This window comes from Sphingosinicella terrae (genome assembly GCF_003347635.1).
Classification (GTDB): Bacteria; Pseudomonadota; Alphaproteobacteria; order Sphingomonadales; family Sphingomonadaceae; genus Allosphingosinicella; species Allosphingosinicella terrae.
The window spans coordinates 963,485-976,814 of record NZ_QDFY01000001.1; the positions used below are offsets into that span (position 1 = coordinate 963,485).

General features: G+C 69.5%; 9 protein-coding genes. 6 read left to right on the forward strand and 3 right to left on the reverse strand.

Features of this window, described 5'->3' with window-relative positions; genetic code table 11:
- Window positions 1-163 precede the first annotated feature (163 nt).
- A complete protein-coding gene (locus DDE10_RS04545; protein WP_284734435.1) occupies window positions 164-2,233 on the reverse strand; it encodes an amidohydrolase family protein in 2,070 nt (689 codons plus the stop codon).
- Window positions 2,234-2,519: 286 nt separating this feature from the next.
- Window positions 2,520-4,319, reverse strand: coding sequence for a DNA mismatch repair endonuclease MutL (mutL, locus tag DDE10_RS04550; protein WP_114951474.1), 1,800 nt, complete (start codon window positions 4,317-4,319; stop codon window positions 2,520-2,522).
- 152 nt (window positions 4,320-4,471) lie between these two features.
- Here mutL and DDE10_RS04555 point away from each other — a divergent pair, with 152 nt between their 5' ends.
- From DDE10_RS04555 to DDE10_RS04580, 6 genes are all read left to right on the forward strand, one after another.
- On the forward strand, window positions 4,472-5,515 hold the full coding sequence (locus DDE10_RS04555; RefSeq protein WP_114951475.1) for a rod shape-determining protein: 1,044 nt from the start codon (window positions 4,472-4,474) through the stop codon (window positions 5,513-5,515).
- Between the two features lie 134 nt (window positions 5,516-5,649).
- Window positions 5,650-6,726, forward strand: a complete 1,077-nt coding sequence (gene mreC / locus DDE10_RS04560; RefSeq protein WP_114951476.1) for a rod shape-determining protein MreC — start codon at window positions 5,650-5,652, stop codon at window positions 6,724-6,726.
- A gap of 151 nt (window positions 6,727-6,877) precedes the next feature.
- Complete coding sequence (locus DDE10_RS04565; protein ID WP_284734436.1) at window positions 6,878-7,411, forward strand: rod shape-determining protein MreD; 534 nt, start codon at window positions 6,878-6,880, stop codon at window positions 7,409-7,411.
- A 73-nt stretch (window positions 7,412-7,484) separates the two neighbouring features.
- Window positions 7,485-9,431 carry a penicillin-binding protein 2 gene (mrdA, locus tag DDE10_RS04570; RefSeq protein WP_114951478.1) on the forward strand — a complete coding sequence of 649 codons (1,947 nt, stop codon included), beginning with the start codon at window positions 7,485-7,487 and terminating at the stop codon, window positions 9,429-9,431.
- Between the two features lie 196 nt (window positions 9,432-9,627).
- On the forward strand, window positions 9,628-10,746 hold the full coding sequence (gene rodA, locus DDE10_RS04575; protein ID WP_114951479.1) for a rod shape-determining protein RodA: 1,119 nt from the start codon (window positions 9,628-9,630) through the stop codon (window positions 10,744-10,746).
- 102 nt (window positions 10,747-10,848) lie between these two features.
- Window positions 10,849-12,516, forward strand: a complete 1,668-nt coding sequence (locus tag DDE10_RS04580) for an MFS transporter (protein WP_114951742.1) — start codon at window positions 10,849-10,851, stop codon at window positions 12,514-12,516.
- Window positions 12,517-12,537: 21 nt separating this feature from the next.
- Here DDE10_RS04580 and DDE10_RS04585 read toward each other — a convergent pair whose 3' ends face one another.
- Window positions 12,538-13,275, reverse strand: coding sequence for an energy transducer TonB (locus DDE10_RS04585; RefSeq protein ID WP_114951480.1), 738 nt, complete (start codon window positions 13,273-13,275; stop codon window positions 12,538-12,540).
- Window positions 13,276-13,330 lie beyond the last annotated feature (55 nt).

Here is a 13,330-nt window from a genome sequence, read left to right on the forward strand (position 1 = left end):
CGGTCCTGAAAAGGCCGACGAAATCGGCGCGATCTCCGATCGGGCCGTGCAACGCAGCTCCGAGCTCGCTGCGGGCCAGTCGTCCTACTCGCAGATCCCCGTGGCCGCCTCGGTCACCGCTTCCTCCCTGGCCGAGGCGCGAGGGTGACCAAAGGCCGCTCGGTCACCTTGGCCGGCCGCTGAAGCCGGCGGCTTGCCGAAGCGCGTCACCGTCCATCACATAGCCGTCGCTGACGACGGTGACGACCCGGCGAAGCGCGCCGAGCTCGCGGGATGGGTCGCCGTCGACCAGCACCATGTCGGCCTCCTTGCCGATGGCGATCGAACCGGTGCGGCCATCCGCCCCGACGATTCGAGCAGGGAGGATGGTGGCACTTTGCAGGGCCTCGGCCGGCGTGAAGCCCGCCTGCTCATAGATTTCCAGTTCGCGGATCAGCTCGAGTCCGAAACCGTCCGTGCCCGCAACGATCGGCACGCCGGCACGATGCAGTCGCCCGACCAGCTCGACCATCTTCGCATAGCTCTGCCGGTAGTCGTCGCGCGTATAGCCCTCGACGAGCGGATAGCCCCCGCTGGTGAACACGGAGCGTTCCAGCACCGGCGAGATGATGCCCATATAGGGGGCATAGGCCGGATGCGGCCTGCCGCCGTCCTGGGTCAGCATAGATTCGAAGATGACGATGGTCGGATCGACGATCGTCCCGCGGCGGGCAAGGTCGGCGATGAATCCGCTCATCAACGGACCGTCGAGATCGACATCCCTGAAGAGGCGCGCCGGTCCCTCCATCCGCTGCCGGGTATTGGCCCGGTCGATGACGTCCGCCGGCATCGATTCCATGACGACGAAGTTGAGGTGGGTGAGCTCGTCATAGCCGGCGGCGACCGCCTCGCTCGGCTTCATCCCTGCGGGGACATGGCCGTGAACGTGGAGGCCGAGCCGGTGCGCTTCCGCCGCCGCCGGTGCGATCCAGCTCGGGTCCATGCTCGTGTAGAATTTGACGCCCCACAGGCCCGCTTCCCTGATCCGGCGAACGACGGCCATTGCCTCGTCGACGCTGGTCACGACCTCGGCGCCCTGGGCCGCCAGCGGGTCCCTCCTGTCGACGATCACCGAGATGAAGGGCTCGCCCATCAGCAGCTCTCCGGCCGCCCTTCGCCGCGTCGCGTCCACGGCGCGGTCGAACGTCGTGCCCGGGCTTCGGAAGCTGGTCATTCCGGTGGCCATGTTCGCCAGCACGTCCCAGTCGCTGCCGATATGCATGTGGCTGTCCCAGATTCCGGGAACCAGCGTCTTGCCGCGGCCGTCGATCACCCGGGCGCCCGCCGGTGCTTGGATCGAGCCCGCCGCGCCGATGGCTGCGATCCGCCCGTCCTGGGCCAGCACCGCGCGATCGGCCAGGAACACGCCCCGGTCGGCATCGAACAGCTGGACATTGTCGAACAGCACCGGCGCCCGCGCGCCCGGGGTCAGGAAACGCTCGGCCACCAACCTCACTTCTGCGGCCGTCGCGGCCTCCTGGGCATCGCGCATCTGCCTCAGCGCACCTTCATAGCCCTCCGGCATTGTCGAGATGTAGCTGACCTCGGCGAAATAGGTTCTGTTCTCGTCGAGCCAGACGGGGACCGGCGATGGGGTCATCCCCCGAACGAAGGCGAGTTGGACGGTCTTCGGTCCGCGTGAGCCCTGAATGGTCAAGGTCGGTCCAAAGGTCATCCGTCCCCTGCCGCCCGGCAGGAAATCGATGCCGGTCTCGCCTGCCCTGGCGAGCGCCTCGACCAGCGGCGCGTTGGCGATCCCGACCCCGCCCGCCGGTATGTACCAGCCGCCGGCCGGAGCCTCGCCGCTGTCGTTCGCCGTCCTCCAGCTCGCCCGGCCGTTTTCCACCCGATAGACTTCGGCGGCGTCTCCCGACATGGTGACCCCGCGCACTTCGAGCGCCTGGATCGTTCCGTCGGGGGCGAAATTGGTCACCTGGTCCATTTCGGTGATCCAGCCGCGCAGCTCCTGCGACCAGCGATAGGCGGTGCGGCCGTCGGGCAATTCCCAGCGCCATTGGTCGCCGTGCTTGCCGGCTTCGGAGACAACCACGTAATGGGCCGCGCCGGCCGGGGGCTGGAGGAGCTGTTCCGTGGGAACCGGCGTAGAGGTTTCGGCCGAGGTGGGTACGTCGTGCGCGAAGATGGCCATCGGCGCGGCGACGGCAAGCAAGCTGGCGATCAGGATCCGGCGCACGTCGATTCTCCTCAAGGATCGACCAGCGGTGACATCACCGAGCGGCAATGGCAATTGCACGCCTCGGGTGTCGAACGCTTCGCCGAAATCGCGAGGCGCGCTCGCGCGAGACCGCGCCTGACGGCGAAGCACCTGGCCTCCCTCTCTGTTCATCGCACGGGAAGAAGATATTTCCCGCACCGGTCGAATGTCCGCTTCCCGCTCCGCAAGAATCGGGCGGTCCGTTTGGGAAGCCGAACGTCTCTCATCCGGGCACGGATCACCTCGCGCCGGGAAACCCGTCCCTCTACTTCCTTCCGAACAGTTTCTCGATGTCGCCATGGGCGAGCTTCACCCAGGTCGGGCGGCCGTGATTGCACTGGCCGCTATGGGGGGTGACCTCCATCTCGCGGAGCAAGGCGTTCATCTCGGCGACCGACAGGATCCGCCCCGCGCGCACCGATCCGTGGCAGGCCATGGTCGCCGCGACATGGTCGATCCTTTCCTTGAGGCTGAGCGCCTCGTCGAAGGCGGCGAGCTCGTCGCCGAGGTCGGTGACCAGCCCCTTGACGTCGCCGGCGCCGAGCAAGGCCGGCGTCGCGCGGACGAGCACCGCGCGCGGGCCGAACCTTTCGACCTCGAGGCCCATCTCGGCCAGCTCCGCGGCGCGCGCCTCAATCCGATCGCAGGCGGGCTCGTCGAGCTCGACCACCTCGGGGAGCAAAAGCGCCTGGCGGGCGACCCCGCCATTGGCCATCGCCCGGCGCATCCGCTCGAGCACCAGCCGCTCGTGCGCGGCATGCTGGTCGACGAGCACGAGGCCGTCCTCGGCCTCGGCGACGATATAGGTGGCGGCGACCTGGCCGCGGGCGACGCCGAGCGGGAAAGCCCGCGCTTTGGGCGGCGGCGCGATCGCGGCCTCGGCCCGTCCCGCGGGGGCGTAAGCGAGAGGGTCTTCCCTGACCGTCTGGCCTGCACCCGTCGGCGGGACATAGGTCGGCCAGGGCGACGCGGACGCCCGGACCTGCGGCCGGAGCGAGAATTGATGCTCCAGGCTCGTCTCCGAAACCGCCTCGCTCACCCAATTGCCCAAAGCCGCGGCCCTCGGGCGCTGGGCGCTGCGGTGGCCGGCGGCGTCGAGCGCGTGGCGCAGGCCGCCGACGATGAGGCCGCGTATGCCGGCGGGGTCTCGGAACCGGACCTCCGTCTTGGCCGGATGGACGTTGACGTCGACCTCGTCGCCGGGAAGGTCGATGAACAAAGCGAGCACCGGGTGGCGGTCGCGCGCGAGCAGGTCCTGATAGGCGGCGCGGACGGCGCCGATCAGCAGCCGGTCCTTCACCGGCCGGCCGTTGACGAACAGATATTGATGGTCGGCGACGCCGCGGTTGAAGGTCGGCAGGCCGGCGACGCCGCCCAGGCGGGCATTGCCGCGGACATAGTCGAGGGCGAGGCTGTTGTCGGCGAGCTCGCGGCTGGTCAGCGCCGCCACCCGTGCCGGGCGATCCTCGCCCGGCGGGACGGCAAGGACGCGCCGGCCGTCATGATCGAGGCTGAAGCCGATATCGGGCCGCGCCATGGCGAGCCGCTTCACGACGTCGAGGCAGGCGGCATATTCCGAGCGTTCCGAGCGGAGGAACTTGCGCCGCGCCGGTACCCGCCCGAATAATTGCTCGACGGTGACCCGCGTCCCCGGCGGCAGCGCCGCCGGCCCTTCCGAGACGAGCGCGCCATTGTCGACGATCCGCGCCCATCCGTCGGCTCCGCGCACCCGGCTCTCCAAGTTAAGGCGCGCCACGCTGGCGATCGAGGGCAAGGCCTCGCCGCGGAAGCCGAGCGTGGCGACCCGCTCGATTGCCTCGTCGGGAAGCTTGGAGGTGGCGTGACGCTCCAGCGCCAGCGCGAGGTCGTCGCGGCCCATGCCGCAGCCGTCGTCGGCGACCTCGATCCGGCCGATGCCGCCGCCCGCCAAGGATACGACGATCCGTGCCGCTCCTGCGTCGATCGCATTCTCGACGAGCTCCTTCAACGCGCTGGCCGGTCTTTCCACCACTTCACCGGCGGCGATGCGGTTGACCAGGCGTTCGGGGAGGCGTCTTATTGACATCGATGAAGCTCTATACGAAGCGGCGTCGGCACGCCGCCGCGCGCCACACTTGCTATGGACCGTTTACGGTGTCTTCCACTAGGAGAATATTAGGGTAATCGGGTCATTAACCCTGCCCTTCGCTCCCTCCAGGCATGAGAGCCCAAGCCGATATGTCATTCCGTGACCTCTTCCGTTTCCCCTCGCATGACATGGCCATCGATCTCGGCACCGCCAATACGGTCGTCTATGTCCGCGGCCGCGGCGTCGTGCTGAACGAGCCCTCGGTCGTCGCGATCGAGACGATCAACGGCGTCAAGCGCGTCAAGGCCGTCGGCGACGACGCCAAGCTGATGATGGGCAAGACCCCCGACCAGATCGAGGCGATCCGGCCGCTGCGCGACGGCGTCATCGCCGACATCGACGTCGCCGAGCAGATGATCAAGCATTTCATCCAGAAGGTCCACGGACGTCGCCGCTTCCCGCGCTGGCCTGAGATCGTCATCTGCGTGCCGTCGGGCTCGACCTCGGTCGAGCGCCGCGCCATCCGCGACGCCGCCTCCAATGCCGGCGCCCGCCAGGTCTATCTCATCGAGGAGCCGATGGCCGCGGCGATCGGCGCCGACATGCCGGTCACCGAGCCGATCGGGTCGATGGTCGTCGACATCGGCGGCGGCACCACCGAGGTCGCCGTTCTGTCTCTGCGCGGCCTCGCCTACACCACGTCGGTCAGGGTCGGCGGCGACAAGATGGACGAGGCGATCTCCTCTTATGTCCGCCGCAACCACAATCTGCTGATCGGCGAGGCCACCGCCGAGCGGATCAAGAAGCAGGTCGGCATCGCCAAGCCGCCGCCCGGCGGCGCCGACGGCGAGACCGTCCACATCAAGGGCCGCGACCTCGTCAACGGCGTGCCCAAGGAGATCACGATCAACCAGCGCCAGATCGCCGAGGCGCTGTCCGAGCCGGTCGGCACGATCGTCGAGGGGGTCCGCATCGCGCTCGAGAATACCGCGCCGGAGCTCGCCGCCGATATCGTCGACCAGGGTATCGTCCTCACCGGCGGCGGCGCCCTGTTGAAGGGCCTCGACGAGGTGCTCCGCGACGAGACCGGCCTTCCCGTCACCGTCGCCGACGATCCGCTCACCTGCGTCGCGCTCGGCACCGGCCGCGCGATGGAGGAGGAAGTCTTCCGCGGCGTGCTGCAGACGGCCTGAGGCCGACGAGGGGACGAAGATTGGGCGACGTCGCCGCGTTCGTTTCTGGCGACCGGAGCAAGCACCTTCCCTTCCCGCGCGTCACGCGAGGGGGGAAGGCTGCTTATACCCGCGCTCTCGGCCTGTCCTAACCCATGCCGCCGCCTCCCCATCGCCGCACCGGCTTCTCGCGCAAGGCGCAGTTCGGCCTGTTCATCGGCTATGTCGTCGCCATCGCCGGCATGGTGGTGGCGGTGCTGCTGCTCGCCATCGCCATCGTCGACCCGCGCGGCTTCGCGGCGATCAAGGGCGCGGCGCTCGATGCGACCGCGCCGGTGAGCGCCGGCGGACGCAGCGTCACCGGCTTCTTCGGCGGCATCGGCTCGGCGATCGGCGACTATTTCCGCGCCGGCTCGCAGAATGCCGAATTGCGCTCCGAGCTCGAGGCGACGCGGCGCGAGCTCATGCAGTCGCGGATCGCGGTCGCGGAGAATGCCCGGCTGCGCGCGCTGCTCGGCCTCGCCCGTGAGGCTCAGGACGAGATCGCGATCGCCCGCGTCGTCGGCTCGAGCTACGACAGTCCGCGCCGGCTGGCGACCTTGTCCGCGGGAAGCGCCGACGGCGTCCGGATCGGCCAGCCGGTGCGCAGCGCCGACGGCCTCATCGGGCGGGTGCTCGAGACCGGCCGCTGGGCCTCGCGCATCCTGCTGGTCAGCGACGGCGCGAGCAGCGTCCCGGTCCGCTCGCTCCGCAACAACGTCCCCGCCCTCGCGGTCGGCCGCGGCGACGGCACGATCGAGCTGCGCACGCTCGAGGTCGGCGAAAATCCCTTCCGGCGCGGCGACATATTGGTGACCTCGGGCGTCGGCGGAATCTTCCCGTCCAACGTGCCCGCGGCCGAGGTCGTCCGCATCGAGGGCGACACCGCCATCGCCCGCCCGGTCGCCGATCCGGCCCAGGCCGAGCTCGCGATCGTCCAGCCCGCCTATCAGCCCGCCGCGACCGGCGAGCTCGAGGACGCGCCGCGCAGCGTGGTGGCGCCGCCGGTCGTGGGGCCGCCTTTGCCCCCGTCCGCCGCGACGCCGCAGCCGCTCCAGCGCAATCCCGACTACCAGCCCGCCCTCCAGGACCCGCAGCCCGGCACCTTCGCCCGTCCGCCCGCCGCCGCGCCGGTGCCGGCCCCGGGGCAGGTGCAGCCGCAGCGTCCGACCCAGGCCGGAACACCGCAATGAACGGGCCGCGCCTCCCAACACCGTTCGGGCTGAGCCTGTCGAAGCGCTCTTGCTTCTTTGTCCGAGGCGGACCGCGGACCGCCCGCAGCGAGCTGGCCGCAGACCAAGAAGAAGGGATGGGCTTCGACGAGCTCAGCCCGAACGGAGTGGGATGCGGGGGATTCCGGAGATGAACCGGATCGCCGGATCCGAGGCCGAGGTCGCCGTCTTCGACCTGAGGCGGCGCTACGTGCCTCTGCTGTCGACACTCGCCGCCATCCTGCTGGCGCTGCTGCCGATCGTCGCCGCGACGCCCTTGCTCCCGGATTTCGGCTTCCTCGTCATTCTGACCTGGCGGCTGCTGCGGCCGGAAATCTGGACGCCGCGCATGGCGCTGGGCCTCGGCCTCGTCGCCGACCTCGTCGGCGGCCAGCCGATCGGCCAGTCGATGCTGCTGTGGACCGCTGCCTTCCTCGTCCTCGATCTCATCGACACCCGGCTGGGCTTTCGGGACTATATGATGGACTGGCTCGTCGCGAGCGGCCTCATCCTCGTCCACACGCTCGGCGGCTGGTATATCGGCCTGCTGATGGGTGCCGACGTCGCCTTCTCCATCCTCTGGCCGCAGATCGTGCTGACGATCCTCGCCTATCCGATCGCGGCACGGATCGTGCTCACGCTCGACCGCTGGCGGCTGATGCGATGAAGCGCACCGACCGACGCATTGCGCTACCGGCGATCGTTCCCATTTTGATCGCGATGCCAAGGGCTTGCCTACCATGAAGTGGCCGAAGATCGCTCCGGTCAACGAATCCGCGCAGGCGGCGATGTTTTCGCGGCGATCGGTCATGGTCGGCGCCGGCTGGGGTGGCGTCGGCGCGCTGCTCGCCGGGCGGATGGGCTATATCGCCATCGCCGAGAATCAGCGCTACCGCGAGGCGGCCGAGGAGAACCGGGTCCAGATGCGGCTGATCCCGCCGCGGCGCGGCTGGATCGTCGACCGCCATGGCCACCCGATGGCGGTCAATCGCAGCGACTTTAGGGTCGACCTCATCCCCGACCGGCTCGAGGATCCCGACCGGGTGATCGCCGAGCTGACCCGCCTGCTCGGTCTCTCCCCCGAGGACGTCCAGCGCATCCGCCAGGGCCTCGAGGCGGCGGCGGGCTTCCAGCCGGTGCCGGTCGCCGAGCATCTCTCCTTCGAGAAGTTCGCGGCGGTGTCGCTGCGGCTGCCCGAGCTTCCCGGGGTGTCGCCGCTGCGCGCCTTCTCGCGTTACTATCCGGAAGGGGCCGCGGTCGGCCACCTGATCGGCTATGTCGGCACGCCCAATCGCGACGAATATGAGGAGGAGGACCGCAATCCGCTGCTGATCGCGCCCGGCTTCAAGATCGGCAAGGAGGGGCTCGAGCAGGTGATGGAGCAGCGGCTGCGCGGGGTGCCCGGCGCCGCCCGGGTCGAGGTCACCGCCCGCGGGCGGCTCGTGCGCGAGCTTCGCACCCTTCCCGATCGCAGCGGTCCGCCGCTCCACACCACGATCGACGCCGGCCTGCAGAGTTTCGCCGCCCGCCGCCTCGGCGACGAATCGGGCAGCTGCGTCGTCATCGAGTGCGCTACCGGCAACATCCTCTGCCTCGCCTCGATGCCGGCTTACGATCCGAACGCCTTCACCGACGGGATCGGCCGCAGCGAATGGGCGATGTTTGCCGAGGACGAGCGCAAGCCCCTGCTCAACAAGGCGCTGAACGCGCTCTATCCGCCCGGCTCCACGATCAAGCCCGCCAACTCGCTCGCTCTGCTCGCGGCCGGCATCGATCCCGAGGAGAGGGTCAATTGCCCGGGCGGCTATCAGCTCGGCAACCGCTTCTTCCAGTGCCTCGGGCGGCACGGCCCGATGACCATGCACACCGCCATCGCGCGCAGCTGCAACACCTATTTCTACGCGATGGGCCGCCGCGTCGGCTTCGACCGGATCGCCCCGGTCTGGCGCGAGCTCGGCCTCGGCGAGCGCTTCGAGCTGCCGGTGGTCAGCCAGAGCTACGGCACCGTGCCCGACAGCGCCTGGAAGCAAAGGCGCTACGACCGCAACCCGAAGGCCTTCTATCGCCGCGACTGGACCGAGTCCGACACGCTCAACGCCTCGATCGGCCAGGGCTATGTCATCCTCAATCCGCTGCAGCTCGCCACCTATGCGGCCTGCATCGCCGCGGGAAAGAGGGTCCGGCCGCGCCTGATCGCCGGCGAAGGCCCGGATCCCGGGCCCCTTCCCTATTCGCCCGATCAGTTCCAGACGGTGCGCCACGGCATGTGGGAGGTGGTCAACGGCGCCGGCACCGCCGGCCGCTCGCGGCTGCCCTTCCCGGACATCGAGATGTGCGGCAAGACCGGCACCGCCCAGGTCCGCAATCTCGGCGCCAGCTCCAGCCGCGGCCAGGGCGGCGAATGGCGCTACCGCGACCACGGCCTGTTCGTCTTTTTCGCCCCCTACGACCGGCCGCTCTACGCCGGCGCCTGCGTCATCGAGCATGGCATGGGCGGCTCCCGCGCCGCGGCGCCGGTGGTCAAGGACGTGCTCACCTATCTGTTCGACAAGGACAAGGCGATGGCCGCCTTGCTCCCGCTCGAGCAGCAATGGGGCGGCAATATCGCCGAGCGCATGCAGCGCCGCGCCGAAGCCTGGGCCGCGCGGGGCAGCGCGCCGGGCGGCGGCGAGGCGGAGGGGGCATGATGGAGATGGGCCCCTCTGCCCCCTCTCCCCTTGAGGGAGAGGGCTGGGGTGAGGGGTGCGCCGCCACCGGCGGCGCGCGGAGCCTTGCTCCGCTTACCCCTTATCCAACTTCGCCTAGGCTCCTTCGTCGCCAAGACTTCGTATCCTTCTCCCACAAGGGGAGAAGGTTTGCCCGCACGCGTCGGGGATTCTGACCATGCGGCGCCTTCACATCCCCTCGCCTTTCGCGGTGCTGCCGTGGAAGCTGCTCATCGTCGTCACCGCGCTAACCGGGTTCGGGCTGCTCATCCTCTATTCCTCGGCGGCCGGAGCTCTGACCTGGGCGCTGCCGCAGGGGATACGCTTCGTCGTCTTCCTCGGCATGGCGATCGTGATGAGCTTCTTCCGGTCGCAATTCTACAAGGAGTGGGCGTTCCTCGCTTATGGCGGCGTGCTCGTCCTCCTGATGCTGGTCGAGGCGATGGGCGCGATGGGCGGCGGCGCCCAGCGCTGGCTCGACCTCGGCCCGATCCGGATCCAGCCCTCGGAGCTGATGAAGCCGGCCGTGGTGATCGCCGTCGCCCGCTTCTACGACATGCTGCCGGCGCGCGAGCTCACCCGCTGGACGGCGGTCTGGCCGGCTCTGGTGCTGATCGGCTTTCCCGCCGCTCTGGTCATGCTCCAGCCCGACCTCGGCACCGCCATCGCCGTCACCACCGGCGGCGCCACCATCATGTTCCTGGCCGGCTTGCCGATGCGCTATTTCGTCGGCGCCGGCGCCGCGGTCGCCGTGACCATCCCGATCGCCTACAATTTCGTGCTCCACGAATATCAACGCCACCGGATCGCCATCTTCCTCGATCCCGAGGCCGATCCGCTCGGCACCGGCTATCACATCACCCAGTCCAAGATCGCAATCGGATCGGGCGGCCTCACCGGCAACGGCTTCCTCCAGGGCACCCAGAGCCATTTCGCCTTCCTTCCCGAGCCCCATACCGACTTCATCTTCGCCACCATGGCCGAGGAATGGGGCATGCTCGGCGGCCTGTTCATCATCTTCTGCTTCGCGATGATCCTGAAATGGGGCCTCGGCGTCGCCCTCGATTCGCGCGGCAAGTTCGAGAAGCTGACCGCCGCCGGCCTCACCATGACCATCTTCTTCTACGTCGCCATCAACATGATGATGGTGATGGGCCTGGCGCCGGTCGTCGGCATCCCGCTGCCGCTCGTCTCCTATGGCGGTTCGGCGATGATGACGGTGATGATCTGCCTGGGCGTGCTGATGTCGATCGACCGCCAGAACCGACTCGATCCGCGCCGAGGGAATGGCGACTGAGCCGGAACAGGGTCCCGGCGCACCCTCCCGACAAACCACCTTCCCCTCTCCCGTCCCTGTGGTAACGCTCACACCCATAGAGAACAGGAGGGGATGGAGCGGATGACCGATCGGGCGGAGACGCTGCCGAAGCATCACCGGGCGGGCCAGAGCGAGAAGCTGGTGATCACCGCCTCCTCGCTCGGCACCGTGTTCGAATGGTACGACTTCTACCTCTACGGCCTGCTCGCCTCGATCATCTCCGCCCAGTTCTTCTCCGGCGTCAACGAGACGACCGGCTTCATCTTCGCCCTCGCCGCCTTCGCCGCCGGCTTCGCGGTGCGGCCGTTCGGTGCGATCCTGTTCGGCCGGATCGGCGATCTCGTCGGCCGCAAGAACACCTTCCTGGTGACGATGGGGCTGATGGGCCTGTCGACCTTCGCCGTCGGCCTGCTGCCGAGCTACGCCTCGATCGGAGTCGCCGCGCCGGTGATGCTGGTGCTGCTGCGCCTGCTCCAGGGGCTCGCGCTCGGCGGCGAATATGGCGGCGCCGCGACCTACGTCGCCGAGCATGCGCCCAACCATCGCCGCGGCCTCTATACCAGCTTCATCCAGACGACGGCGACCTTGGGCCTGTTCGCGGCGCTGCTCGTCGTCATCGGCATCCGCACCCTGATCGGCGAGGAGGCCTTTGCCGCCTGGGGCTGGCGCCTGCCCTTCCTGATCTCCCTGGGGCTGCTCGCCGTCTCGCTGTGGATCCGCCTCCAGCTCGAGGAAAGCCCGGTCTTCAAGCGGATGAAGGCGGAAGGGACCACCTCCAAGGCGCCGCTCACCGAGGCGTTCGGCCGCTGGTCGAACCTCCGATGGGTGCTGATCGCCCTCATGGGCGCCGTCGCCGGCCAGGCGGTGGTCTGGTATGCGGGCCAGTTCTACGCCCTCTTCTTCCTCGAGCGGATGATGAAGGTGGACGGCGCCACCGCCAACATCCTCATCGCGATCGCGCTCGCGATCGGGACGCCCGCCTTCATCCTGTTCGGCTGGCTGTCGGACAAGATCGGGCGAAAGCCGATCATCCTCGCCGGCTGCGCCCTCGCCGCCCTGACCTATTTCCCGCTCTTCCAGGCGCTGGCCAGCGCCGCCAATCCGGCGCTGACCGAGGCGCAGGCGCGCGCCGCGATCACCGTGATCGCCGACCCGGCCGAATGCTCGCTCCAATTCGACCCGATCGGCCGCAACCGCTTCGACCGGACGAGCTGCGACATCGCCAAGTCCTGGCTCGCCCGCGCCGGGCTCTCTTACGCCAACGAGGCGGCGCCGGCCGGCACGACCGCCGCCGTCCGGATCGGCGCCGCGACCCTGGCCGCTCCCGCCCCGGCCGCCCTGGCGCCCGAAGCGCGGCAGGCGGCGATCGCCGAATTCCAGGCGGCCGGCCAGGCCGCGCTCACCGCCGCCGGCTATCCGGCGGCGGCCGATCCGGACGCGATCGACCGGCCGATGGTCGTGCTGATCCTCGTCATCCTCGTCCTCTACGTGACGATGGTCTACGGCCCGATCGCGGCGCTGCTGGTCGAATTGTTCCCGGCGCGGATCCGCTACACCTCGATGTCGCTGCCTTATCATATCGGCAATGGCTGGTTCGGCGGCTTTCTGCCGACCACCGCCTTCGCCATCGTCGCGGCGACAGGCAACATCTATGACGGCCTGTGGTATCCGGTGATCATCGCCGGCGCGACCGTCGTCATTGGCGCCCTGTTCCTGCCCGAGACGAGGACGCGCGACATCGACAGCTGAAGGCACGGCGCGAACAGCGCCTCAGTCGCCCTCGAGCCACCAGCGCTGCAGCCAGCCACCCACATCCGGGACCGGGTCGCCGCGGCCGTCGCGCGCGGGCTCGAAGCGGAAACGCTCGAGGATCAAACGGCACGTCGCCGCATCCAGCGCCTCGTGGCCGCTGGAGCGTGCGATCCGGCAATCGGTGACGCGCCCGTCGGCATCGATCCGGAGCCGCGCGAACACCTCCCCCTGGGCGCGCGCCCGCACCGCGCTTCGGGGATAATCCCGGTTGCGGATCCGCCCGCCGACATGGCGCGCGCGCGCGGACAATCCGCCGGCCCCGCCACCGGTGCCGCCGGCCCCCGCGCCGGTGCCGATGCCCGCGCCGCCGGCGCCCGTGCCCGGGCCTTCGGCCGGCGCGCCGCCCGCCGAAGGCGCCGCTCCCTCACCCGCAACGGGGGCCGCAGGCAAGTGCGGTCGCGGCACGGGCACGACGGGCTCGGGCGCCGCCACCGGAATCGGCTCCGCCTCCAGCGCCGGCGGCGCCGCAGCGCCCGATTCGGCCTCGCTCGGCGCCTCGGCCGGGATCGAGGGCAACTCGGCCGGAGGCGGAGGTTCGGCGACGTCGAACAGCTTGAGATCGGAACCGGACCGCGTCGGCGGCTCGAAGCGAAGGCCCGTGACCAGCAGCCATGCGATCAGTCCATGCAACAGCGCCACCGCGAGCGCGGAATGCACGCGCTTCCGGTTCAGGCGGATCTGGCTCGCGACAGGCATGGCAACAAGGCTCCGCAGCCCAAACGCAACGCGACGTCATCGGGATGCCGCGCAG